Origin of the sequence: Bacillus sp. bc15 (assembly GCF_900142585.1) — a bacterium.
GTDB classification, from domain to species: Bacteria; Bacillota; Bacilli; order Bacillales; family Bacillaceae_G; genus Bacillus_A; species Bacillus_A cereus.
On record NZ_FRBJ01000001.1, the window covers coordinates 388,182 to 413,564 of the forward strand.

A 25,383-nucleotide genomic window follows, 5' to 3' on the forward strand; every position below is an offset into this window, starting at 1 on the left:
CATGTCCTGCACTTGATTTATACTCTCGTAATTGCACGTGGAAATAAAATGTTATTTTCTAAATGAATATGCTCAAATAAATCAGACTCTAGTGCTTCAAGGCGTTGGTAAACAAGTCGATAAGTGCCGCAAGCTCCTTCTGGAGGAGTAAAGTCATTTGTAACTTTACGAAGCTCTTTAATAATGTTGCCTGCGTGGTTATGTTCATTTTCCAACTTATCTACTACTTTACGTAAATTCACATAGTTTTCTTCAATTGGATTTTGTTCAAATTCTAAAATTAATGGAAAATCTTCTGTTTCTTCTTTAATTAAATGTTGTTCTAATTCCATCTTTAATTCGTGAAATAGCTTATGAATTTGAGCTAAGTGAGGCTGACTTGCTCCGTGGACGCGTAATACTTTCGTCACATACGGACTTAACTGTGGTAATTCTTCATTTAAATAGCGATGATGCTTATTTATAACATAATCAATCAATTCACGATAAGAAGCATTTTTCCAATCAATTTCAGATTCATTTAATCGTTTCGTATTATTATAAAGTGTATTTAATTCTGTAAGTACTTCTGTTGCTGATAAATTTCTTTCATGAATTGCATCAATAAGTGGTTTATTGCCACCACAACAAAAGTCTATTCTATATGATTTAAAAAGATCACTAGCTTTCGGGAATTGTGTAACGATCTCACCGACAATAGAAGTTTCAGTAAATGCATGTTTCATATGAACGCCTCCATAAAGTTTGAATGTAATAACTAAATTAAGAATAGCGATAAATGAAAATCAATGTGGTGATTGAAATCACTTATTATGTGTCAGTTTTAAGGATAATAAAATGAATTTTATAAAAGGAAGTGGGAGGGGAATTCGTCGTAATAGTTTTTGATAATAAAAAAGAAGCTTACTAGAAGCTTCTTTTTTATTACTATTTTTCGCATGCAACTCCATCGCCATCACGATCAAGATGTGAGTCATAACCTGGTTGTCCTTTATGTAAAGGGGCTTTCCCAGCCGCTCTAACTGCAGCACAATTTTTGTAGTATGCACTACTAGTATTTCCTGAAGCGGGTTGTGTTTGAGTTTGCTGTGCTTTTTGCTCTTCTTGTTGTTGTTTACGAGCCTGTTCGTCAGCCTGACGTTTTTGTTCTCCTTGTTGTTTACGAGCTTGTTCATCAGCTTGTCGTTTTTGTTCTTCTTGTTGCTTACGAGCCTGTTCATCAGCTAGACGTTTTTGTTCTTCTTGTTGTTTACGAGCTTGTTCCTCAGCCTGACGTTTTTCATCTTCTTGCTTACGAGCTTGTTCCTCGGCTTGACGCTTCTCATCTTCTTGCTTTTGAGTTTTTTCGTCCGCCTCTTTCTTTTCTAGCTCTTTTTTCTGTTCACTATCTTTTTGTTCTTCATTGTTAGATGCCACTTTTGTACTAGTTGCTGTCGTTTTTTCAGAAGAAGGAGCTGAAATACCTGATAGCGCAACAAAAATGACAAATAATAAGGCTGTAATAATAAATTGTTTTTTCGCTACACCTGTTTTCTTAATTACAGATAAGATTGCTATAACAAGGAAGAATATAAATAGAATGAAACTTAAAGTAGAAAAAAACTCGACGACGGGGTGTTCCGATTTTGTTGTACCGGTCGTTATTAATATAATAGTAGAAATCATAAAAAGAATAACGGTAGGACGTCCATATTGTTTTGCTTTTCCATTTTTCTTAAAGAATGAAATGATACATAAGATTAAAAGAATAAAAGCAATAGAAAATAAAGCTGCACCAATATTACTCAAAATCGCCATTTTCATACCTCCATTTGTAAGATTTTTCTTATTGATTATATAGGAACTTATTGGATATTACACGTTTTATATAAATTTAGAAAATTAATATTTTTACTAGACTTATAAACGATTATTTTATATATAGGGAAAAATAGATATATTTCCTATTACTTTTTGAAAGATATTTCATAAATTATAGTATATCGATTGAAAGGAGGAGATTTGAATGGAATTTCAATTGTTGGTAACTTGTATATTACAAGAAGGTAATGCTTACTTTTTAGTAACGAAGGTAGACGATGTTATTACGTTAAAAGTACCGATTACTGCGGGAGTAGCAGGTTTATTTTTAGCTTTAGGTGTACCAAGATGTTCTTAATTTAAATCTCTATAGTAGAAGGGGAAGGGACATGCCTTCCTTTTCTACTATTACATAATATAATTATGTAAACTTAAATGTCATATTTGTGATAGCACGTTTGAAATGGACATGCATATACTATAATGTTTCATTGGATGTTAGCGGTGAAAGGTAGTTTTAATAAGTACATCCAGTGATATTTTTAAGCTATGAAAATAAAAGAGGTGCTATTATATATGAAAAGAAAAACATTGGATATTCCAGTTACATTGCGAAGAGAGTGGTTTTTAATAGAGTTAGCTCATTTAACGAAAAAATATGGAATTGAAATTGCAACTAGCAAAATGGATGCTGCACCGTTTTTAAGAGATCAAGTTACAGAATCAAAGATAGGGAAAGGGTTACAATACGATAAATATGATGATGAATATATAATTGAAAATTAAAGGGTAACAACAAAATTAAATTAATTTATAACAAAATATAAAATAAAGCAGATTCTAAATATAGAATCTGCTTTATTATGAAATACTTGTAGTCAACTAACCTCTTTCTAGTGTTTTTCCTACATATTTCTCTTGCGTTATTCCAAAAGATTCACGAAGAATGCGAGCATAATCTTTAGATTCTATTGGTCGTTTATTTTTAGTGCCTTTAAAGGTTTCTGTATAATTTTTATTTGTTAATGATATGTGACCATAAGTAGTTAATTTACAAGTGATAGCCCCTTTATTAAAAGGAGATTCTTTATGCTCTACAATCACTTTTTGAATGTTATTCACTTTTTTCTCATCTATTGGATCTACAGTGAAAGCATAGCCTATTTTCCATTCATTTGAAGGTTCAGATTGTAAGAAACTTGTAGATTCTCCGTTAGCTCCTTTTCTCATTTCTAAAATATGCGTACCTTTTCGAGTATTTCGCTTACGAATTCGATATTCTCCTGTTTGAGAGGAGATGATATCTCCGTTAAAAGGGACTGGATGTAAAGGGAGATGAGATGCAAAACCTGCATCCACAACATAATCTTTATCCTCAAGACTTAATATGATAATGACATGACCATCATCGGGTTTCCATTTATTATCGTACAGATCATAAACAGTACCGGCTACTTTGTATACTTGAAACCCACAATCAATTAAAAAATAATACAATAAGGAGTTTAATTCATAACAAAGTCCACCTCGTTTTTGAATAAGTAACTTTTCTATTAAGTTATCTTTTGAGATATTTTTAATAGTACCAGCCATAATATCAAGATTTTCATAGGGGAGAATCATTCCCATTTTTAAGAGAATTTCATCTAAATCATCAAATGTTATTTCTTTTGCAGGAATTTTTAAGCGTTTAAAAAACTCCTTTTGTAATTTGGTCATCATAAAGTATTCTCCTTTCTTTTTACAGAATTTTCTTCTGCTCACCGATAGGTTAGTACTTCTAAAAAGTTAATTCAAGTGTACGGAAATTATCATAATATATGTTTCTGGAAATATAACTATCTATTCGGAAATTTCAGTTTAATTTTTAATCGTAGGAAAGTCTTATAATATAAGCTCCTTTAAAATTAGTTTGTATTTAATGAAAAGAAAGTACATATCTTTATTATATTTTTAAATAACTAACTAGTAATAAAATGTTTTTTTACTAAAATTTTTTCAAGATTTGTATGCTTTATATAAACAATAATGATTAAAAAAATATCTGGGTGTACCGAAGTTAACAATTATTGAGAAACTTTTTTGTCGTATTCTATCAAAAGGAAGAGGTAGAAACAAAGAGAATAACGAGAGTTAAGGAAGAGGGTATACAACTAGTAACCTTCTAAAAATAGGGCTAACATCTTTTTAAAATAAAAGATTAGCTATTATTAAGGAAGGGAAAATATAAAATATTATAAAGAACACCTTCTTTCAAAAAAATAGGGGGAGTAATATGCGACTGATGAGAAGATGTGTGGCCTTACTAATTGTATTTTTTATCATGGCTCCAACGATTAGCACAAATGTACAGGCAGAAGTTGTAAAAGAGCTTGGAAAGGGGTTTCCTGATACAGAAGTATTCACACCTGGAGAATGGTTTTTAGGCCAAAAACCTGCTAATTATGATGAGAATAAACCGCCAATTCTCTTTGTACAAGGAAGAAATGGTAATGCTGATAGTTGGTATGGAAAGACAGTATATCATGATATAAATGATATGTATGATTATGCTTTAAAAGCAGGCTATCAAACAGTGTTTATACAATTGTATGATGCTGCGGGGAAAGGTTCCGCTAGTCAGTGGGATAACGGAAAATTGTTAGCACAAAAACTTGAAGAAATATATAATCATTTCGGTAAAAAAGTTAATATTGTAGCACATAGTAAAGGTGGTATTGATACACAAGCTGCATTAGTTGAATATGGTGCGAATCGATTTGTTGGAAAGGTTATTACACTTGCTACACCGCATCACGGATCAAATTTAGCAGATTTATCATATAGTTGGTGGGCAGGGTGGCTTGCTTCTATATTAGGTCAAAAAGATGATGGTACGTATTCGTTACAAATAGGTGAAATGGCAAAGTTTCGTTCAACAATAGATAACAACCCAGCAGCTAAATTAAACCGTTACTATACGGCTACTGGGACTAGCTGGGGGCCAACATTTTCTGCATTATCTATGGGCGGGTTATATTTATCGTCGTACGGTTCAAATGATGGACTAGTAAATGAATGGAGTGCGAAGCTATCGTACGGTACACATTTATTTACAGATTCAAGATTTGATCATGACAATATAAGAAAAGGATCAGCTGTTTTTGCACGAATTGAACCATATTTACGTACGACAAATGTGGGGTTACCAGCTTTAGTAGCATCCAGCACTAGTTCAAATGAAAATCTAGAACAATTAAATACAACTTCAAATCAAAATATTTTAGGAGGCGAATTACCACAAAATCAGTGGATAGAGCAAAGTATTTCTGTTGATAAAAAGGCTGAAGGAATAGTTTCTGTACTAACTGCTTCTTCTGATGTAGAAGTACAAATGGTATCTCCAAAAGGAAAAATCTATGCAAACAAAGATAGCGCTATAACTACTGGTGAAGGCGAATCTTTCTTTAATGGGGCGACAATTAGAACATTCAAGTTTGATAAATTGGAAGTAGGCGAATGGAAAATCAAAATGATGGCGAAGCAGTCGAAAGATGCATATTTAGTTGTAAGCGATTACAAGAATGACGCGCCATTTGTTCTTCAAATGCCTACAAAGGTTAAAGTAAATAAACCTGAGTATAAACTGAAAAAATCACCAGTGGCACCTGAAATGAAAGGGGATCTTTCCATAACAGTAAGAGTCGTTAATAAAGAAGGTAAGTTAGTCTCTGAATTTAATGAATTACAAAATGTTAATACGAATACATTTACAGGTGCTTTGAAAGATATAAAACAACCGGGAGTATATAACGTTACGATGGATATAAAAGGGATGAATAAAGAAGGAAAACCATATAATCGTACGATTGTTAAGTCGGTTTATGTAGAGAAATAAGGAAGAATAAATAAGCATAATATAAAAGTGCAGAAATCTTGAGTTAGAAAGAATTCTGCACTTTTTTTGCGTGATGAGAGATAATAAAAGTCGAAGAAAACTGTTATTCAATAAAAAAAGATGCTGAAATAGCATCTGAATGTGAAGAAATAATATTAACTTAGTTTTGTAACTGTTAATTCAACTGAATTTATACCATTGTCACAAGTTACAATACTTTGACGATTAAAGCCACTATTATTTCTAAGTTGAAGAGTTGAATTAGCTGGCACTGTAACAATCGTTTCGCCAACGAGTTGAAGACATTCGTTATTTGATGAAGTATTCATTTGAATAGCGAAGTCACCTTGACTATTAGCAAGTGGATTGTTATTTAAAAATATAGTTATGACTGGGATATGTGGAAATACAGGATTTAAAGTAGTATTAATACTGGAAATGAACGAAACTCTATAATCACCAGCTTGTCTAAATTGTATAGTAGTAGGGTTTAGTAAGGAAACGCCTCCTGCTAAAGGTCCAACGTGATTAAATGGAAAAGGGTTTCCAAAAGGAACAGTTATAAATTCAGTTTGCCAAAAAGTTCCGTATGCAGGACAGCTTCGTTTATGTGAATGGTCACATGAACATTTTTTATTTGAACTGGAAGAAGATTTACATGAGCATTTTTTATACGAGTTTGAAGAATGATAGTATGAACCCAATATATTACCTCCTATTCTTAATAAATGTAAAACACATAATAGTTTATGAAAATGAATCACAATTGGCGTGTATGCTTGTACGATAAAAGGAGATAGATTTAGAATATAAAGTGCTCAAATGATGAAATATAGTATTGGGGTATTACCTGTAACACTTTTTGAAGATGATAAGGTTCATAATTTGATAGAAAAATGAATGGGATTTCTAAATGGATTAAAGTAATGAGGAAACGTTTATCCCGCTATTTTCCGAGCGGTAAGACCCCACCTCAAAATTCAGTGAAAGCAAAGAAGTTAGTTGGGGGATGAACAAAACCCCCACTGAGTAAAGTTTCACTTTACTATATTAATTTCGTCTGACAAACAGCAATATTATCTTTTGCTGTATGGATGTTATCGTTTGGTGAAGTTATAATATTTAATCGTATGTATATTAGATTATTTAGTTTATTTTTTTATTTTATTTGTGTAGCTGGGCAGGAAGAAGTCAGAAAATATAGAATAAATGTACATATGAAGCATCGTTTGTTTTTGGTGTGAATAGTAATTAAAGATACGCTAAAATATTTAAAATTGTAACGAAAGAGAGATTAAATAATAGAAGGAGCAACTTACATGGAAAATATATTAAAGGTATCTTCAAAATCAAGCCCAAATTCAGTCGCGGGTGCAATAGCGGGTGTACTAAGAACAAGTGGTAATGTGGAAATTCAAGCGATTGGGGCTGGAGCTATAAATCAAGCGATTAAAGCAATTGCGATTGCGAGAGGGTTCGTCGCTCCAAGTGGTATTGACTTAGCTTTTGTTCCAGCGTTTCAAGAGATTTCTATCAATAATGAAGAAAGAACAGCGATTAAATTAATTGTAGGCCCTAGAAAGAAAAGGTCTTAAAAGTAATTGTGAATGGTTCGTATCAATACAAAGTTCACAACAGTAAAAGCAAAGCATACTATGTAACTGCTAATCCTGCTTATGTGTATGCAAAATGAAAATTATAAAAGCAGAACTCTCATAAGGTTCTGCTTTTATTTGTTGTAATTAATTATCGCTATCTAGTGTAAATCCCTATATAGTTTTTTTTCTTCAATTAACTTAACATTTTTTAAGTTTACAGACATTTCATATTCTGATTTTTCAACATTTTCATATATTGTATTTTTTATCCTTTTTTTAATAAATCAACGGTGTGTTCTAACCATTCTAAAGGTGTTACTTTTAATCCCTCAAAATATATTCCATCTGCAGCTTCTTTTATATATCTATTTTTTTCTTCCTTACTGTAATCACTTTGAATAAATTTAGTTAAGAAAATAATAGCATCTTGTATATATTCTTTGTTTTCCTCTTCTATTAGTTCTTGAATTACCTCTTCATAGAAAGAATCTTGATGAAAGTTTCCTGCTAGGAATTGATAAATTTCATCTTCTGGATTGTGTTTTAATAACATATTTATCCTCCTATTTATTAATTTGGATAGCCAGTTAAAATAAATTTTCCGTTTGCATCTTTCTTTAAAATAATTTTAGCATTGGTCATTTCCTCAATTGTCGTAGAACCTCTTTGAATTCCTCTACCAATTATTTCATTACCACCTGAGAAAGCCAAATTATCGCCTTTGCTCAATATTTGTCCAGCTTTTGAGATACCTTGAGAGAATTTAGCACCTTGCGCTAGCTTTGCAGCTTTACTGACTCCTTTATCCCCCCAATAAGACCTAATCCAATTTGTGTTAAAGCATACGATCCCCATCTTGCGCGGGTTTCTGCATCTCCATTTATCACATCTTTCTTAAAAGAATCTGATAACGCATCCCACATAGCAGGTAAAGCTTTATCTAAATGGGTAACAGTGTAGCCCATACCTTTCCAAGTTTCCCAGTCACCTAATGCCTTTGATATAGGAAAGAACAGATAGAAAAATAAAACAGGCCTAATTCATTTAGTTTTATATTTTGTGGGGGCACCCACAACCCCACCCGCAATTTACCCACAAAATATAAAAAGTGATGAATCACTATGAAATATCATTTTTATAAAAGCTTGATAAATCAACGTTTTTAGCGCACTTTAAAACTTGATGAATTAAGAGGATATATTTAGAACAAAAGTTCAACAAATGGAAGGGGAATGTTTATTTATCAAGGGGATCTAATACAGTTTAATTAAAAGGTTATTATTTGCTCACATTTTGCTCACAAATAATATAAAAACATGTGAAAAAATATGAAATACCCTTTTGAAGTAGAATATAATATAACAAATAAAAAGCGTCGCAAATGCTTGTATAACAGGCATTTGCGACGCTTTTATAGTTTTTCTGAACATAAAATAAACAACCCTAAAACTGTTCATTCTTCTCCCAAGATTCTACGATATAATGAGCAATCGTCGGATTGAAGCCTTTACCAACTAAAAACATAATCGCAGCAACTTCTGTTAATGCGTGTTCGTGTGATGTATGTTTTGCTTCATTTAAACCGTAATCTACCCATGGTTTTACGAAATCTAGTACGGGTTTCTTGAAAGGTAAAAACTGTGTACCGACAACTTGTTGAATTTGTTGTTGTGTTGGTTCAGTAATTGGTCCAGGTGGTAAGATTTGTGGTTGTGTAATGTCTAATGTTGGTCCTGGCGGTAAAATTTGTGGCTGCGTTGGATCTATTGTTGGTGGTTTAGGTGGTGAGACACGTGCGTCGTAGTTTGGTTGATACATTTGTTGTTGGTATTGCGGTTGTTGTGGTTGAGTTGTGTATGGGTTTTGTGGTGCTGCATATGGATTTTGTTGATATGGTTGTTCTTGGTTTTGTGGTGCTGCATATGGATTTTGCTGATATGGTTGTTCTTGGTTTTGTGGTACCGCATATGGATTTTGAGGATATTCATAATTTGGACGTGTTTCATATGGATTTTGTTGAAATTCAGTTTCTTGATTTTGCGTTGTTGCATATGGGTTTTCGTCATATTGTTGTTCTTGCTGTTGTAACTCTTGTTCTTCGTATTGTTCTGTGTATCTTTGTTCTTGTTGTTGAGGGTAAAATGGTTGCCTTGGATAAGGCGGTTGATTATTATAGAACATATTTATTCCTCCTTCATGATGATGCTTACCACTCAGTGTATGGGCGGACAAGAAAATATGTGATGAAAAAATGTGGGCGTGTTACAATAAGTAACTGGGTGAAGATAAAATGACAAAACAAGAAAAGATTCAAAAAACAATTACTTTTGTAAAACATATTTTAGAAAAAGATGCGAGTGGGCATGATTGGTATCATATTGAACGCGTACATAAACTGGCGATTTCTTTATCCGAGCAAGAAGGGGGAAATCGTTTTATAATTGAAATGGCAGCATTACTTCACGATGTGGCAGATGAGAAGTTAAATGAAAGTGAAGAAGAAGGAATGAAAAAAGTTTCTGATTGGTTAGAAGAGTTACATGTGGAAGAAGAGGAAAGTAAACATGTTCTTCATATTATCGCCAATATGTCTTATAAAGGTGGTCATGGCGGTAAAGTGGATTCACTTGAAGGGAAGCTTGTTCAAGATGCGGATCGCTTAGACGCCCTTGGAGCAATTGGAATAGCTCGCACATTTGCGTATGGTGGAGCGAAAGGGAGATTAATGTATGATCCAACTATTCCTCCGCGTGAAGTGATGACGAAAGATGAATATAGAAAAAATAACGATCCATCTTTAAATCATTTTTATGAAAAACTTTTGAAATTAAAAGACTTAATGAACACGAACGCAGCAAAACAAGAGGCGGAAGTTCGTCATCGTTATATGGAACAGTTTATTGAACAATTTATGAAAGAGTGGAATGCACAAATATGAAAATGTTAACTGTGGAAAACTTATCAAAATCATATGGAGAAAAACCGTTATTTGATGGATTATCATTTAGTATTGCAGAAGGACACCGTGCCGGAATTATCGGTGTAAACGGAACTGGTAAATCGACGTTATTAAAAATTATTGCAGGGGCAGAAATTCCTGATACAGGTGATATGACTCATTCTCGTGGGTATACAATTAGTTATTTATCACAGCAACCAGAGTTTGATGAACAACTAACAGTGCTAGAGCAAGTCTTCCATGGTGATACTCCTTTAATTCGTCTTCTTCGTGAGTATGAAAAGGCGCTATTACATATCGAAAAAGATCCAAGTAATGAAAAAGTACAGGAACAATTATTTGCAGTGCAGCAACGTATGGATGCAATGAGTGCATGGGAAGCAAATGCAAATGCGAAATCTCTTTTAACGAAATTAGGAATTACCGACTTCACTGCAACTGTTGGAAATTTATCTGGTGGACAGAAAAAACGTATTGCGATGGCGCAATGTTTTATTGAAACACCGGATCTATTAATTTTAGATGAGCCTACGAACCATCTTGATCATGAGACAGTGGAATGGTTAGAGGAATATTTAGCTCGATATAATGGCGCAGTATTACTTGTAACCCATGATCGTTATTTCTTAGATCGTGTGACGAATCGTATTTTCGAATTAGATAATGGAAAACTGTATAGTTATGAAGGGAATTACAGTACGTTTTTAGAAGCGAAAGCACTTCGTGAAGAACAAGAAATTGCGCAAGAATCAAAACGTCAAAACTTATATCGCCGCGAACTAGCATGGATCCGCCGCGGTGCAAAAGCCCGTTCAACAAAGCAAAAGGCACGTATTCAACGATTTGATGAGCTAAAGGGCCAAGAAGGGCCAGCTGCAAAACAGTCAGTTGATATTGCACTTAGCGGTAGCCGTCTTGGGAAAAAAGTACTTGAGTTAAAAGATGTGACGAAAAAATTTGGTGATAAAACGGTATTAAACAACTTTAATCATATCGTGAAACCAGGCGATCGCATCGGAATTATTGGAGCGAATGGAAGCGGGAAATCTTCGCTATTAAATATGCTTGCAGGTAAGTTATCTCCTGATAGTGGTGAAATTGAAGTTGGGCAAACTGTAAAAGTTGCTTATTATACGCAAGAAAATGAAGAGATGAATTTAAATCAGCGTATGATTGAATACATTAAAGAGATTGCAGAAGTTATTCATACAACAGATGGAAAAGTAATTGGTGCATCTCAAATGTTAGAACGTTTCTTATTCCCGACTCATTCACATGGTACACCGCTTGGTAAACTATCTGGTGGTGAAAGAAGACGTTTATATTTATTACGTATTTTAATGGGAGAACCAAACGTACTTTTACTTGATGAACCTACGAATGATCTAGATACACAAACATTAACAGTACTAGAAGATTATTTAGAAGATTTCCCAGGTGTCGTTTTAACTGTATCGCATGACCGTTACTTCTTAGATAAAGTAGTAGATGAACTGTTCATCTTTACTGGCGGAGGCGAAGTGCGTGAGTTCCTAGGTAGTTATACAGATTATTTAGAAATGGAAAAAACGAGAGAACTTATGGAGAAAGCGGAAGTTCAAAAAGAGAAAAAAGTAGTAGAAGAAGCTCCAAAACAACAACGTAAACGTAAACTTTCATACAATGAGCAGCGTGAATGGGAAACGATTGAAGATACAATTGCCGAACTTGAAGAAAAAATTGAGTCAATTGGAGAAGAACTTGCGAAAGTTGGATCTGACTTCACAAAAGCACAAGAATTATCTGAAGCACAGCAGAAAACAGAAGAAGAGCTAGAAAAAAAGATGGAAAGATGGAGTGAACTATCAGACATGGTTGAAGGATTAAAATAAAAACAAGCTGCATATATTGAAAAGTAAAGAGAAAAACTTTACACTATTGGTAGAACCTATTTTAGGAGGGAAAAAATGAGAACATCTAATCCAATGTTGAAAAAAGAGGCATTCCGTAAAGAGGGAGCAAGCGCTTCTGCGATGACAATTGGCGGAACAGTAGGCAAAACGTTCATTATGCTTATCTTGCTACTTGCAACGTCTGTCTATTCATACATACAGATGATGCAGGGGACGATGAAGATGCCAGTATTAATTGGTGCTTTAATCGTTGCGGCAATCATCGCATTTGCGTCTATGTTCTTCCCGCGTATTTCACCTTTTGGTGCACCAATCTATGCGGCGGTAGAAGGGGTTGTGTTAGGAAGTATTTCAGCAGTTTATACAATGAAATTTGGCGATTCTATCGTTTTAAATGCTGTATTACTAACAATCTCAATTCTATTTGCAATGTTAGTGTTATATGCAACACGCGTAGTAAAAGTAACGGATAAATTCCGTACAGGCGTTATGGCAGCAACACTCGGAATTATGGTTATGTATTTAGTCGTATTCCTACTAAATATGTTTGGTGTAACTGTTCCATACATTCACCAAGGTGGTACAATCGGTATTATTATTAGTGCAGTTGTTATTGTAGTTGCTGCATTAAACTTATTACTAGATTTCGATTTAATCGAAAATGGTGTACGTAGTCAAGCTCCGAAATATATGGAGTGGTACACTGCAATGGGACTAATGCTTACATTAGTTTGGTTATACTTAGAAATTCTTCGTTTCGTTTCTTACTTTACGAAAAATGACTAATAAAAAAATCCTGCATGAAAAATGCAGGTTTTTTTTATTTTCAAAGATATATTGAACGTATGGTATAATATGGATGTTATCAACTTGAATTGAAGGAGATGGAATATGATGAAAGGGAAGAAGGGGATTATGAAAAAACTATTTTCTAAAAGTTTTTTCATAGAACTAGATGAAGCTTTAACGTATCCATCATCTGAAGTTATTACTTCAGCGATTGAAGGATATGCAACTGAATGCAATGAAAGACTAAAATTTGAGAGTAAAGTTAAACCGATTACTTTTTACTTAGAAAATGTAATGTACCGTGCTGAAATAAAGATGGCTCGCGGAGGATATTACATATCTTGTACTGAAGTGTAATAAATTTTGAAACCATACATGTTTGAACTATGTATGGTTTCTTTTTTTGTTTTGTAAGGTCTAAATTAATACTTTTTACTTACGGATACATCATTTTGTGCTTTTTACCATTCATCCATTTCTCCTTACAATGGAGAAAAATATGTGAGGTGGTATAACTTATGATGAATCGAGTTGTATTAATCGGTAGATTGACAAAGGAGCCAGAATTATACTACACAAAACAAGGCGTTGCTTATGCAAGAATATGTATTGCGGTGAATAGAGGATTTCGAAATAGTTTAGGTGAACAACAAGTCGATTTTATTAATTGTGTCGTTTGGCGAAAATCGGCTGAGAATGTAACTGAATATTGTAAGAAGGGATCACTTGTTGGGATTACAGGGCGTATTCAGACGAGTAATTACGATGATGAACAAGGCAAGAGAATATATAGAACTGAAGTTGTGATTGAGAGTATTACCTTTTTGGAGAGAAGGTGGGAGGGGGCATCGTAATAAAAGGTGATTTTAAGTAATAGCTACGGAAAAAATTGTGGAAAGTATTTTAATAAACTTAAAGAAGGAGTACCGCCAGCTTTTTTTGGAAAACAAGTAAAGAGTATACAAAATTTTATTACGTTTTTCGGCTAATCCAGTAACAATCGAGAACCGTAAAACCCATGCCAGGATAGGAATGTATAAAAAGAAGAATCGAGTGATAGAAAATAAAAAAGGGGATCCTTTCTGAGAGTAAGGAATCCCCCTTTTTATTGTTTCTTGCAAGTGAATTATTTAAATTCTTGTCTATATAATTTAAACGAATAAATAGCTCCAACGAAGAATACAAAGGCTTCAAATAATATAAAGATTTGACGGAAATTCTCAATATCTTTACCAACTAAAGAAATAAATATGCAATTCATTAGAATTTGAGTAGTAAACATACAAGAAATAATTTTAAAATGAATAGGAGTTGTTCTTTCATCTGGTTTACCAATTTTTTTGTAAATAATAATAAGTGTAATTACTGAACCCAAAAATAGAAGTGCTGTAAGTCCTACAACGATATTGAAATTTCCTGTACTTTCTAACATCCATTTATTTAATAAATCAATCATTATTATCTTCCTTTCCTACATAAGAGAATATTTCGTTCTTCTTTTTCACTATAATAAAAAAAGAAAAAGGAAAACATCGAACTTTCTTACAAATACTCGTGTATTCTTACAGTTTTGTCATTTTGCAAATGTATTCATCGCCTTGTCTTTCACTATTTTCTTTGGAAAACATAGTGAATTACGAGAAAGAGCGCTACAAGATCAACTTCCGAGAACGAAAAATATGTAAATAAGCTGTCTATATGGACAGCTTATTATATTTTTTTGCTTAGCGTGTGTTTTTTTTTAATACTGGTGGTACCTCAAGAAATGGATAAAAAATAAAAAGCATCGGAAACGAAAACTTTTAAAACCTCATTCCTAATTTGAAATGTAAATAGAATGAAATAGTATGGTAGCGGGAAGAAAGTAGTAAAATTAAGCATCCGAGTAGGAGTATAGAGTGATAACATGTTACAATACAGCTAAGAACACGCAATAAAGGAGAGTTTTTTACGTGAAGATTAAAGCAATTGAACCGACGCCAAGTCCAAATACAATGAAAGTTATTTTGAATGAAGTATTACCATCAGGAGCGCGTAATAATTATACAAATGAAAATAAAGAACAAGCACCAATGCAAGTGCAAGAAATTTTGAAAATTGAAGGCATTAAAGGTGTGTATCATGTAGCTGACTTTTTAGCAGTCGAGCGAAATGCAAAGTATGACTGGAAAGTATTATTACAACAAGTTCGTGCTGTTTTTGGCGAAGAAGTAGTGGAAGAAAGTGAAGAACAACAACTGTCTCATTTTGGAGAAGTGAAAGTGTTTGTTCAAATGTTCTTTACAATTCCAATGCAAGTAAAGTTAACAGATGGAACATCGGAAGAACGCGTTGGCTTACCAGATCGTTTCAAAGAATCAATTATGAAAGTACAAATGTCTGCACCAAACGTTGTAAAAGAGCGTAAATGGGTAGAACAAAGTACACGTTACGGTAATTTTGAAGAAATTGGGAAAGAAGTAGTAGAAGAGATTGTTGCTGCTTATTCAGAAGAACGTGTAAATGAAACGGTTAAAGAATTATTAAATCAAGCAGGTGCTGTTGAAGTAACGATTCAAAAGCGTGAACCATATAAAGTAACAGAAGAGATGATGAAAGATTCTGACTGGAAAAACCGTTTTGCAGCATTAGAACAAATGGATCCTACTGAAGAAGATATTCCAGTGTTGAAGATGGCGTTAGATGATGAAAAAGTTTCAATACGCCGTTTAGCAACAGCGTATTTAGGTATGGTAAAAGGTGATGAAGTATTACCGTTATTATATAAAGCGTTGTTAGATCGCTCTGTAAGTGTTCGTCGTACTGCAGGAGATTGTTTATCAGATGTAGGTGATCCGGCAGCGATGTTCGTTATGATTAAATCTCTGAAAGATCCAAGTAAATTAGTACGCTGGCGTGCAGCGATGTTTTTATTTGAACTTGGAGATGAAAGTGCGATTCCAGCATTAAAAGCAGCGCAAGATGATTCAGAGTTTGAAGTAGCGATGCAAGCACGTCTAGCATTAGAGCGTATTGAAGGCGGAGAAGAAGCAAAAGGTTCTGTATGGAAACAAATGACGGAGTCTCGTAAAGGGGAATAATGTATGATTGTTTTCTATGATAGTTGGTGTCCGATGTGTACGGCCGTTGCAGAACGTACGAAAAAATTAGATAAAAAGGGTAAGATGAAATTTGCTTCATTTCGAAATGAAGATGTAGTTGAGAAATATAAGCTTTCTCAAGAACTACAAAGTAAAATGGAACAAAGACTGTATATTTTTAAAAATAATAAGTGGTATGACGGCATTCAGAGCATAGATGTATTAGCAAAGGCCGTTCCATCTTATTGGTTTGCAGTTCCTTTTATAAAGCTATCTATCGTACTTGGTTTTGGAAGTAAAGTATACGATTATATCGCTAATAATAGAAAACTTGTTCCAGTGGGACATTGCCGCGGTGGGGTTTGTGAAATCCCTACAAAAAAATGAAATCATCGTTATCTTTCTTTTGCACCTATTAATAGAGCGTGATATGATGAATTTGGAATGAAAGTTGAAGGAGAGATTACAAGATGTCAAATGCTTATGAAGAATACATGCGCCAAATGGTAATCCCAATGCGCCAAGAGTTAGTGCGTTCTGGGTTTGAAGAGTTAACTACAGAAGAAGCTGTAACAGAATTTATGGAAAATACATCAGGTACAACTTTAGTAGTTGTAAACTCTGTTTGTGGTTGTGCAGCTGGTTTAGCACGTCCATCAGCAGGTCAAGCGGTTGTTCGTGCTGAAAAACAACCTGATCATCTTGTAACTGTATTCGCAGGTCAAGATAAAGATGCTACTGCAAAAATGCGTGAATACTTCGGAGAAATTCCTCCATCTTCACCATCTATGGCATTATTAAAAGGAAAAGAAGTTGTTCACTTCATTCACCGTCATGAAATTGAAGGTGCAACTATGGACGAAATTATTACGAACTTAGAGCAAGCTTTCGAAAAGAATTGTTAAAGAAGGGGGAGAGTAAATCTCCCTCTTTTCTTTATATAGAGGTGAAACAATGATCGTAACAACAGCAGGAAGAACAAACAAAGAAATGACAGCATATGCAAAAAAGGTAGCAGAAGAATTAAATCGTTCTTTCATTTTACGTAATGATATACCAGTGCATAAATTACATGAGCAGTATGAACAAGATATACTTGTCGTAGGAAAGAACCGATTAGCTATTTATCCGAAAGGTACGGAAGAATCATTTTTCTTTCATCCGAACTCAGCGATGTTTCGTGTGAAAAGGTTAATGCGTGGAGAACACGATCCGTTTGTACAAGCTGCTAAATTAGAGAGCGGAATGACAGTGTTAGATTGTACGCTCGGTATGGCATCAGATAGTATTGTAGCTAGTTATGTTGTTGGTGAAAGTGGAACAGTAACAGGACTTGAAGGCAATGAATATATGGCTTATATCATGAGAAATGGTTTGAAAACATGGTCTTCATCTGTTTCTGAAATCGATGAAGCAATGCAAAGAATCCAAGTAACGCAAACGGAGCATTTTTCATTTTTAGCGCAATGTGAAGACAATAGTTATGATGTCGTTTACCTTGATCCGATGTTTGAAGAAACTGTCATAGAATCTGACGGAATTAAAGGATTAAAACACTTCGCTTTGTATCATGATATTACTGACGAAACAATTGCGGAGGCAAAACGAGTGGCGAGAAAACGTGTCGTTTTAAAAGATCATTTTCGTAGTTCTAGATTTGAAAAACACAATTTTCATGTATACAAAAGAAAAAGTGCTAAGTTTCACTTTGGTGTAATTGACCCTTGCTAATTGTTTGAAAAGATGTATAATAAGCAATAATTAATTAAATATACTGTCTGTGATGAAGAGAGTAGTCTTTTTTAGAAGGAAAGCGAGCTAGGGATGGTGTGAGCCTAGTACGGAAGAAAAAGATGAAGCGCACTTCGGAGATGCTTCTTGAACGAATAGTAGAGAAAGCCGAGGCCCCCTGTCCTCGTTATAAACGGGAAAGTGGTTCGTAACGAACAACAAGGGTGGTACCACGGGTTCAAACTCGTCTCTTTTTTAGAGACGAGTTTTTTGTGTTTTAAAAAATAAGGAGGTTGTATCATGGATTATAAAATGCAGTTTGCGGAAAGTTTATCTAATATTTTCACGAATGAATTAACGCAAAAACAAATTTTAGATTTAATTGAAACACCGAAACAAGATGAATTTGGAGATGCAGCGTTCCCATGTTTTTCATTAGCGAAGCAATATAAAAAAGCACCAGCTCTTATCGCAAAGGAAGTTGCTGAGAAATTAAATGATCCGTTTTTTACGAAAGTAGAAGCCGTTGGTCCTTATGTAAATGTATTTTTCAATCGTGAAACTGTAAGTGATGCAGTATTAAAAACAGTTTTAGCGGAGAAAGAAGAGTTCGGTCAAAACCACTTTGGCTGTGAAAAAACAGTAGTAATTGATTATTCCTCTCCTAATATCGCGAAACCTTTTTCGATGGGGCATTTACGTTCTACAATGATAGGAAATTCGCTGAAACATATCGCTGAAAAATGTGGCTATGAAGTTGTAGGGATTAATTATATAGGAGATTGGGGAACACAGTTTGGAAAATTAATTACGGCTTATAAAAAATGGGGAAATGAAGCAGTAGTTAAAGAAGATCCAATACGTGAGCTATTTAAGTTATATGTTCAGTTTCATGTAGAAGTAAAAGAGAATGATGAATTAGAAGAAGAAGGACGTGCTTGGTTTAAAAAGCTAGAAGAAGGCGATGAAGAAGCAGTTGAACTTTGGAATTGGTTCCGTCACGAATCATTAAAAGAATTTTCTCGTATTTATGAACTTCTCGGTGTGGAATTTACTAATTTTCAAGGCGAAGCTTTCTATAATGATAAAATGGAAGACTTTATTGGGATTTTAGAAGAGCACGACTTACTGGAAGAATCAGAAGGCGCATTAGTCGTTAATTTAGAAGAAGAAGGAATGCCGCCTTGCTTAATTAGAAAATCAGATGGTGCGACGATTTATGCAACGCGTGACTTAACGGCAGCTTTATATCGTCAAAACACTTATGGGTTTGATAAAGCGCTATATGTTGTTGGTCCAGAACAAAGCTTACATTTCAATCAATTTTTCACCGTATTAAAAAAACTTGGCTATACTTGGGTTGATGGTATGGAACACGTACCGTTTGGCTTCATTTTAAAAGATGGTAAGAAAATGTCGACACGTAAAGGAAGAGTTATTTTACTTGAAGAAGTACTCGAAGAAGCAATCGAACTTGCAAAACAAAATATTGAAGAGAAAAATCCAAACTTAAAACAAAAAGAAGTAGTAGCAAAGCAAGTCGGTGTTGGTGCAGTCATCTTCCACGATTTAAAAAATGAGCGTATGCATAATATCGAATTCTCATTAGAAAATATGCTGAAATTTGAAGGAGAAACAGGACCTTACGTACAGTACACACATGCACGTGCTTGTTCTATTTTAAGAAAAGAAAGTGTAGAATTTGAAACATGTACATTTGCTTTAAAAGACGATCATAGCTGGAGTGTCGTAAAATTACTTAATAAATTCCCTCAAGTAATTGAAGCAGCTTTCAATAAAAATGAGCCATCGATTATTTCGAAATATATATTAGATGTAGCACAATCGTTCAATAAATATTACGGTAATGTTCGTATATTAGAAGAGAGTGAAGAAAAAGACAGCAGACTCGCATTGGTTTATGCTGTGACGGTTGTATTAAAAGAAGGATTACGTTTACTTGGGGTGGAGGCTCCTGAGGAGATGTAGCATAGAAGGTGTATGTATCATTACAGATATGTATGCCTTTTTATTTGGTATAGGAGTCATGTAAGCAGTAATCTCACCTTATTAAAACCAATTTCTGGGGGAATTATTAAAAATGTAGGAATGTTTTTGTTAAATGGAGAATTGTAAGGGGTGTATATAAAAGGAGGCGTTAGAGGTTGGAAACATACGATTGGAACAGTAAACTAGCGTATTTAAAAAATACGAGAGATTTATATTACAATAGCGATTATGTAAGTTTTCTAGTGAATTCAGTTTGGAAGATTTCTGAGCCAGTCCATGTTGTTGATTATGGTTGTGGATATGGTTATTTAGGCTTATTATTAATGCCTTTACTTCCAGAAGGATCAAAGTATACAGGCATTGATAGTGGAGAAACATTATTAGCTGAAGCGAGAGAGTTGTTTCGTTTACTTCCGTACGAGTCAGAATTTCTGGAGGGAGATGCTATAGAAATTGAATTGAACGATACATATGATATAGCAATTTGTCATGCCTTCTTATTACATATGAGTTCACCAAAAACGATGCTACAAAAAATGATTCATTCAGTTAAAAGTGGCGGGAAAATAATCTGTGTTGAACCACATTGGATATCAAATATGTCTTCATACACTTTGGATGGAGAGAACCAATCGGAAATTATCCAGCTAGGCATTTTGCAGAATTTATTTGAAAGTGATAAACAAAGAAATGGTAAAGATGGCAATATAGGCATGAAAATACCGATATATTTAAGTGAATTAGGTGTGAAAAATATTGAATGTAGAGTAAGCGATAAAGTGAACTTTTTAGATTCAAATATGCATCACAATGATAAAAACGATTTGTATCAATCATTAAAAGAAGAGGGGATTGCAGGCAATCCAGGTGATAAGCAGCAATTTATAGAACGTTTAATAGGCAGAGGATTAACATATGATAATGCGCTAGCTCAATATGAAGCTGAACTACGATTTTTTAAAATATTTCATGTACATTCTTCTTTAGTGTACGCTCCGAATATGAAAATTACATTTGGTGACATAGTATGTTAAAAGGTATGATATATAAGGATTGTCATTTAATGTCGATAAGTCGATATTCGACATATAATCGCTGATAAATGTTAAGAATCGGTCTATATAATTTGAAAATCGCCGATAAAATGAAAGAATCGCTGATATATTTGAATTATCGCCGATATAATTTTATGTACTGATTTCAGCTTCTACAAGATAAAAAACCGCATGTTACGTTATTCCATATAATCAAACAAAATACAGAGAAAAACAATCATTTTTACTATATTTTGTTATAAATTTGAATAATATTAATTAATACCATCCATTATAAGAGATTTTAGTTGAATACATACTATATGGTGTGTAAAATCTAAGCAAGTAGCAGTATAAATATAAATTCGAGGTGAATGCATGCTAGATTTTAAGCAGTTAGAAACTTGTTTAAAAGACAAGAGATTTGTAGATGGATTACAGGAAATAAATAATGAAATTGCATATATAAAAGAAACGAATACTTTATCCTATGTGAAGAATTGGCTTGCCAATATTACTTCGCATAAGGAGTTCGATATATTAATTCGCCTTACTGATGAAGGGCTTATGCACCAATACAGTTCATTCCTCATTCGTTACGCTTATAAAAAATTCCCAAATATGAGAACGCTCTCTTTATATTGTGATGAGTTAATTGATGAGCGGAAAATTCTTGAAGCAGAGCAGTTGTTAAAATCTTCTTTAGAAGAGTTAAGTAAAGAAGAAATAGATGCAGATTTTTTAGCGAAAACATATTTTACATTAGTACGATGTCTTTTAGAAATGAAAAGAAATGAAGAAGCGCTAATGTATATGCAAAAAGTAGAGGAGTACAGTACGCGCGTAGTGTTTGATAAATGGGGCTACGTTTATATGCATACAGGCGAATGGGAGAAAGCGGAAGAACAATTTATTGCTGGCATGCAGCATGAAGATTGTGAAGAGTTATCTACCTATTTATTATCACAATTGTATGCAAATAAAGGAGAACAAAAACGTGCGATACAGTTAATTAATGATGCGATTGTAAAGTTCCCACAAGTACCATATTTTCATTTTGAGAAGATAAAGTATTTATTAGATTTAGAGCAATATGAAGAGATGTTAGCGGTAATAGATAACATAAATACTCAGCTGCCATATCATGCTTATAACACTTACTTTGTACATTTACGTGCAGAAGCGCTGTACAAAATGAATAAATTTGCAGATTTACAAAAGCTATTAAAAGAAGAAAAGAGTTTAAAAGAATCTTTATATCATAATTTAGAAAAAAATCCGGATGGAAAAAAGGTTCACTTGCCGATAGTTCCTATTGTACAAAAGGATAATTATTGTGTTCCGACAAGTTTAGAGATGATGTTGCGTATATGGGGAGAGACACGTACACAAGATGAAATAGCAGAGTTTATTTTTGATATGACAGGATCGAAGTTTTCAGATACTGTTTCTTATTTAGAAGAATTAGGTTATGAATATCGTTATTTTAAAGGGAATGAAGAGAATTATAAGAGACTGATTGATGAAGGAATTCCTGTTTTATTAAGTATAGATATTGAGCATGCCTCACACGTACAAGTTCTATCTGGATATGATGATACATTGCAAGCTTTCTATGTTCAAGATCCAAACTTTATAGAACCAGTTCTTGTAGAATATAGTAAATTACAAGAAAAATATCGTTATACAGGCTGTTTAGCAATCACGTTTGTTCCGAAAGAAAAGAAGGCGCAACTAGCGTTTCTAAGTGAGGAAGAAAATCGTTATTTTAAATCTATTTTTTCTCTTACGGATCATTTAGATGAACATGACAAAGAGGGAATTAGTAACTTAGTACAATTTTTAAAAGAAACGAGCGATAATCCAAATACGTGGCTATATACGATAAAGCACTTAGATGTTGAAGTAGATAAAGAATTTATTTTATATTGTATCGATAAGTTAATGGAAAAGTTTCCGAACTCGGACTTTGTTAAATTGCATGGTGCACAGTGTTTTATTCGTCTTCAGGAAGTAGAGAAAGCGGAGCAAATGCTGACAAGCGTTGAGAAGAAAAATAATCGTGCATTATATCATTTGATAAATGGAAGATATGCTTTTGAGCAGGAAAGTTATATAGAAGCGATTTCAAGCTTTCGTTCATCGTTACAATTAGACGCAGATCAGCCTATTGCTTGGAGTTTTCTCGCTTTATCCTATATGTATATTGATCAATCTGAAAAAGCATTGCAATACTCTCAAGTTGCGTTAGAGCGCAGTCCTGAAAGGTTCACTTTAACGAATCACGGTTTAATATTAATAGATTTAGAAAGATATGAAGAAGCATATGAAATCTTTAATGACTTGTTAAAAGAGTATAAATATGAAGCACATGTATGGTATGAACGAGCGAGATGTGCACATCAACTAGGAAAATTATATTTAGCAATAAAAGGGCTTAAAGTAGCGATTCTTTTGGATAGTAATGCACCTTACATTTATACGAAACTTTCGGAAATATACGAATCTGATTTGAAGGATGAGGAAAGTACGAAAGAAATTTTATTAAACGGTATTGAGAATTGTGATGATAAAGCACCTCTTTACGTAAAATTAGGTGACTATAATTTTCAAAATGATAGCTTGGAAGAAGCAGAAGTATTGTATAAGCGTGCTTTAGAAGAAAATGATGAGGATGTTTATTCTCACTTCGGACTTACACAAGTGTATATGGCAAGAGAACAATACAAGGAAGCAAAAGAATATATTCTTGGTCTTGAGAAGCAAATTGAAAAGAGCCAAGATTTCCTCATGAATGCAGGAATGGTTTTATGGGATGCTGAAATTGAACTTGGTGGAAATGAAGAAGGATTTAAAGTAGCGCTATCTAAGTTAGAAAATGGTATAAAGAAAAGTGATTATAATGTAGCAAGTGCGTTAGATGAATATGTGAATCGAATTAAAGGAACGGAATTTGTACAACGAGGTATAGCGTTTTTAAGAACGTTACACAAAGAAAGAAATGAAGTAAGTGAGTACGGTTGTTATGCAGGTATTTTATATGAATCTATTGGACAGTATGGCCAAGCGATGAAAAGATATAATAAGGCGATAGAACAAAAGGACACGGCATTACCGTATTACCGAATTGGTGAAACACTTATGGCATTAGGGCAATTGACGGAAGCAAAACAAGCGTATGAAACATGTTTAGAGCTTGATGGGAATTTCGTAGGTGTACATTTACAGCTTGCGGAAATATACGAAAAAGAAGAAAACCGTTCTAAAGAACAAAGTCATATGGTTCAGGCGATGAAGGAAGAGCCATTGCATATTAATATGGAATATTTGGCACAGCTTTCAGTAGATATGAATCTTCAGGAAGAATTGCTGACGGAACTAGAACAATTAGCGGACGAAGTACCTGAAATATGGCGTTTAGATGCGATTGCATATGTGTACGGAGCGATGAATGAAATAGATAAAGAACAAGAACAGATTGAATACGCGCTACAATTAGATGGTGAGCATATAGAAGTTCTATATCATTATGCAAAAGTATTAGTGAAAAAAAGAAATGTAAAAGCAATTGAAGTTGCAATGAAAGTAATACAAAAAGATTTTGATAATGAACGTATATTTGATGTTTATGTAAAAGCAGTAGAGCAACATAAAAAATTGTCTAACATACGAGATTTTCTTCATACGTTAAAGGTGAAAAAAGCAGAAAGAAGTACAGCATTCATGTATGCTGCAGCTGCGGTTACGGAAATATGGATTGAACGGCAGCTGCATGAACAGCCAAAACGATCTATCATTACGAGAGCTTTTTATCGTATGAAAAATCGTGCGAAAGAAATTTCAATGGTTACTATGATAATTGATTTATATGAAATCTCTTTAAAGTTAAATCCGAAAAATAGTATGGCAGCACAGCGATTTGCGCTATTTTATGAGAATGTAGAGATGAATAAAGAAGCAATAGAGATTTTGCACACGTCACTAGAAAATAGATGGGATTATGAAGTAGCGAAGCAACTTGTAAATCTTTTCGTTGAGTGCGAGGAAGAAGATATGTTAAGAGATGCTTTGGAATTAACGAAGCAAATGGTTCGAGAACTACCAGATGATTATGATACACTTCTTCTGCAAGCACAAGTATTCTTTAAAGCAGGGGAAGAAAGAAAAGCAGAAAAGATGATCTTACAATTAATGGAGCAAACACCGTTCGTAAGTAGAGCATTTCTTGCTTTAGGAGAAATGTATCAAAGTCAAGAAAGGTTTGAAGAGGCAATTCATCTATTAGAAAATGCTTCTATAAATCATCCAAATGAAACAGCAATTCTCCTTTCTTTAGCGTCTTCATATCATGGTGCCGGCCAAACACTAAAGGCAGAAAAAATAACAAATGAAGTATTAACAATGGATGCAAGTGATTTGTTAGCAAGATATGATCGTGCTTGTTATTTAGCACAGTTAAATAGAAATGAAGAGGCGAAGAAAGAGCTTGAAATTGTCCTTCGTGAGGATGAATCGGGATTCTTTGCTGAACTTATTGAGGATGATGAAAATTTAGCAGCATTGCGAGAATTTGAAAAGTAATTGTATAAGAATAGGGGAAAAGATAAGGATAT

Annotated in this window: 24 protein-coding genes, 2 pseudogenes and 1 other annotated feature; of the genes and pseudogenes, 17 read left to right on the forward strand and 9 right to left on the reverse strand. The window is 33.8% G+C overall.

The window, feature by feature from the left end; genetic code table 11:
- Nucleotides 1-17: 17 nt before the first annotated feature.
- Together ric and BUA87_RS02030 are read right to left on the reverse strand one after the other, a co-directional pair.
- Entirely contained in the window at nt 18-725 is a 708-nt protein-coding gene (ric, locus tag BUA87_RS02025) for an iron-sulfur cluster repair di-iron protein (RefSeq protein WP_000679631.1), read from the reverse strand.
- Between the two features lie 202 nt (nt 726-927).
- Nucleotides 928-1,797 (reverse strand): excalibur calcium-binding domain-containing protein, encoded by an 870-nt coding sequence (locus tag BUA87_RS02030; RefSeq protein WP_083530601.1) that lies wholly within the window; start codon nt 1,795-1,797, stop codon nt 928-930.
- Nucleotides 1,798-2,005: 208 nt separating this feature from the next.
- Between BUA87_RS02030 and exsG the strand changes: the two genes are divergently transcribed.
- A complete protein-coding gene (gene exsG / locus BUA87_RS02035; protein WP_000395679.1) occupies nt 2,006-2,158 on the forward strand; it encodes an exosporium protein ExsG in 153 nt (50 codons plus the stop codon).
- A gap of 218 nt (nt 2,159-2,376) precedes the next feature.
- Complete coding sequence (locus BUA87_RS02040; protein WP_000824207.1) at nt 2,377-2,586, forward strand: hypothetical protein; 210 nt, start codon at nt 2,377-2,379, stop codon at nt 2,584-2,586.
- Nucleotides 2,587-2,682: 96 nt separating this feature from the next.
- Here BUA87_RS02040 and BUA87_RS02045 read toward each other — a convergent pair whose 3' ends face one another.
- On the reverse strand, nt 2,683-3,522 hold the full coding sequence (locus BUA87_RS02045; protein WP_072938266.1) for an arylamine N-acetyltransferase family protein: 840 nt from the start codon (nt 3,520-3,522) through the stop codon (nt 2,683-2,685).
- Between the two features lie 553 nt (nt 3,523-4,075).
- On the opposite strand from BUA87_RS02045, the gene BUA87_RS02050 reads away from it, so the two are divergent.
- Entirely contained in the window at nt 4,076-5,677 is a 1,602-nt protein-coding gene (locus BUA87_RS02050; protein ID WP_071714369.1) for an esterase/lipase family protein, read from the forward strand.
- A 155-nt stretch (nt 5,678-5,832) separates the two neighbouring features.
- Here BUA87_RS02050 and BUA87_RS02055 read toward each other — a convergent pair whose 3' ends face one another.
- Nucleotides 5,833-6,381, reverse strand: a complete 549-nt coding sequence (locus tag BUA87_RS02055; RefSeq protein WP_000536156.1) for a hypothetical protein — start codon at nt 6,379-6,381, stop codon at nt 5,833-5,835.
- Between the two features lie 615 nt (nt 6,382-6,996).
- On the opposite strand from BUA87_RS02055, the gene BUA87_RS02060 reads away from it, so the two are divergent.
- Together BUA87_RS02060 and BUA87_RS31575 are read left to right on the forward strand one after the other, a co-directional pair.
- Nucleotides 6,997-7,272, forward strand: coding sequence for a stage V sporulation protein S (locus BUA87_RS02060; protein ID WP_000427801.1), 276 nt, complete (start codon nt 6,997-6,999; stop codon nt 7,270-7,272).
- A pseudogene (locus BUA87_RS31575) lies at nt 7,269-7,370 on the forward strand (N-acetylmuramoyl-L-alanine amidase); the annotation flags it as partial. The gene BUA87_RS02060 and the pseudogene BUA87_RS31575, both read left to right, overlap by 4 nt.
- A 170-nt stretch (nt 7,371-7,540) precedes the next feature.
- Here BUA87_RS31575 and BUA87_RS02070 read toward each other — a convergent pair.
- The 4 genes and pseudogenes from BUA87_RS02070 to BUA87_RS02080 all read right to left on the reverse strand — a co-directional run bounded on the left by BUA87_RS02070 (nt 7,541) and on the right by BUA87_RS02080 (nt 9,456).
- Entirely contained in the window at nt 7,541-7,828 is a 288-nt protein-coding gene (locus BUA87_RS02070) for a contact-dependent growth inhibition system immunity protein (protein WP_000924765.1), read from the reverse strand.
- 17 nt (nt 7,829-7,845) lie between these two features.
- Nucleotides 7,846-7,986, reverse strand: a complete 141-nt coding sequence (locus BUA87_RS31580; RefSeq protein ID WP_234410008.1) for an RNase A-like domain-containing protein — start codon at nt 7,984-7,986, stop codon at nt 7,846-7,848.
- Nucleotides 7,966-8,273, reverse strand: a pseudogene (locus BUA87_RS32090) (WXG100 family type VII secretion target); the annotation flags it as partial. The pseudogene BUA87_RS32090 and the gene BUA87_RS31580, both read right to left, overlap by 21 nt.
- A 445-nt stretch (nt 8,274-8,718) precedes the next feature.
- Entirely contained in the window at nt 8,719-9,456 is a 738-nt protein-coding gene (locus tag BUA87_RS02080; RefSeq protein WP_061660812.1) for a hypothetical protein, read from the reverse strand.
- 109 nt (nt 9,457-9,565) lie between these two features.
- On the opposite strand from BUA87_RS02080, the gene BUA87_RS02085 reads away from it, so the two are divergent.
- From BUA87_RS02085 to BUA87_RS02105, 5 genes are all read left to right on the forward strand, one after another.
- Nucleotides 9,566-10,213, forward strand: coding sequence for an HD domain-containing protein (locus BUA87_RS02085; RefSeq protein WP_000165961.1), 648 nt, complete (start codon nt 9,566-9,568; stop codon nt 10,211-10,213).
- Nucleotides 10,210-12,105, forward strand: coding sequence for an ABC-F family ATP-binding cassette domain-containing protein (locus BUA87_RS02090; RefSeq protein ID WP_000783192.1), 1,896 nt, complete (start codon nt 10,210-10,212; stop codon nt 12,103-12,105). Before BUA87_RS02085 ends, BUA87_RS02090 begins: the two co-directional genes overlap by 4 nt.
- Before the next feature lie 75 nt (nt 12,106-12,180).
- Nucleotides 12,181-12,912, forward strand: a complete 732-nt coding sequence (locus BUA87_RS02095; RefSeq protein WP_001260655.1) for a Bax inhibitor-1/YccA family protein — start codon at nt 12,181-12,183, stop codon at nt 12,910-12,912.
- A 105-nt stretch (nt 12,913-13,017) separates the two neighbouring features.
- The gene (locus BUA87_RS02100; RefSeq protein ID WP_053564643.1) at nt 13,018-13,272 is read left to right on the forward strand and encodes a DUF4318 domain-containing protein; all 255 of its coding nucleotides are present in this window, start codon (nt 13,018-13,020) and stop codon (nt 13,270-13,272) included.
- Between the two features lie 161 nt (nt 13,273-13,433).
- On the forward strand, nt 13,434-13,769 hold the full coding sequence (locus BUA87_RS02105; RefSeq protein WP_072938273.1) for a single-stranded DNA-binding protein: 336 nt from the start codon (nt 13,434-13,436) through the stop codon (nt 13,767-13,769).
- Nucleotides 13,770-14,041: 272 nt separating this feature from the next.
- On the opposite strand, the gene BUA87_RS02110 is transcribed toward BUA87_RS02105, so the two are convergent.
- Complete coding sequence (locus tag BUA87_RS02110) at nt 14,042-14,371, reverse strand: 6-aminohexanoate hydrolase (RefSeq protein ID WP_065483389.1); 330 nt, start codon at nt 14,369-14,371, stop codon at nt 14,042-14,044.
- A gap of 496 nt (nt 14,372-14,867) precedes the next feature.
- Between BUA87_RS02110 and BUA87_RS02120 the strand changes: the two genes are divergently transcribed.
- The 7 genes from BUA87_RS02120 (at nt 14,868) to BUA87_RS02150 (ending at nt 25,351) form a co-directional block, all read left to right on the forward strand.
- Nucleotides 14,868-15,995, forward strand: coding sequence for a conserved virulence factor C family protein (locus tag BUA87_RS02120; RefSeq protein ID WP_000692587.1), 1,128 nt, complete (start codon nt 14,868-14,870; stop codon nt 15,993-15,995).
- Between the two features lie 3 nt (nt 15,996-15,998).
- Entirely contained in the window at nt 15,999-16,382 is a 384-nt protein-coding gene (locus BUA87_RS02125; RefSeq protein ID WP_072938276.1) for a thiol-disulfide oxidoreductase DCC family protein, read from the forward strand.
- A gap of 83 nt (nt 16,383-16,465) precedes the next feature.
- Nucleotides 16,466-16,900, forward strand: coding sequence for a BrxA/BrxB family bacilliredoxin (locus BUA87_RS02130; protein ID WP_000063706.1), 435 nt, complete (start codon nt 16,466-16,468; stop codon nt 16,898-16,900).
- A 49-nt stretch (nt 16,901-16,949) separates the two neighbouring features.
- Nucleotides 16,950-17,726: a class I SAM-dependent methyltransferase gene (locus BUA87_RS02135; protein WP_053564641.1), complete on the forward strand. Its 777-nt coding sequence runs from the start codon at nt 16,950-16,952 to the stop codon at nt 17,724-17,726.
- Between the two features lie 40 nt (nt 17,727-17,766).
- Nucleotides 17,767-17,981: a binding site (T-box leader), on the forward strand.
- A gap of 45 nt (nt 17,982-18,026) precedes the next feature.
- A complete protein-coding gene (argS, locus tag BUA87_RS02140) occupies nt 18,027-19,715 on the forward strand; it encodes an arginine--tRNA ligase (RefSeq protein WP_072938279.1) in 1,689 nt (562 codons plus the stop codon).
- Nucleotides 19,716-19,891: 176 nt separating this feature from the next.
- Nucleotides 19,892-20,770, forward strand: coding sequence for a class I SAM-dependent methyltransferase (locus BUA87_RS02145; RefSeq protein ID WP_072938282.1), 879 nt, complete (start codon nt 19,892-19,894; stop codon nt 20,768-20,770).
- Nucleotides 20,771-21,148: 378 nt separating this feature from the next.
- Nucleotides 21,149-25,351, forward strand: a complete 4,203-nt coding sequence (locus BUA87_RS02150; protein ID WP_072938285.1) for a bacteriocin-processing peptidase family protein — start codon at nt 21,149-21,151, stop codon at nt 25,349-25,351.
- Nucleotides 25,352-25,383: the final 32 nt, after the last annotated feature.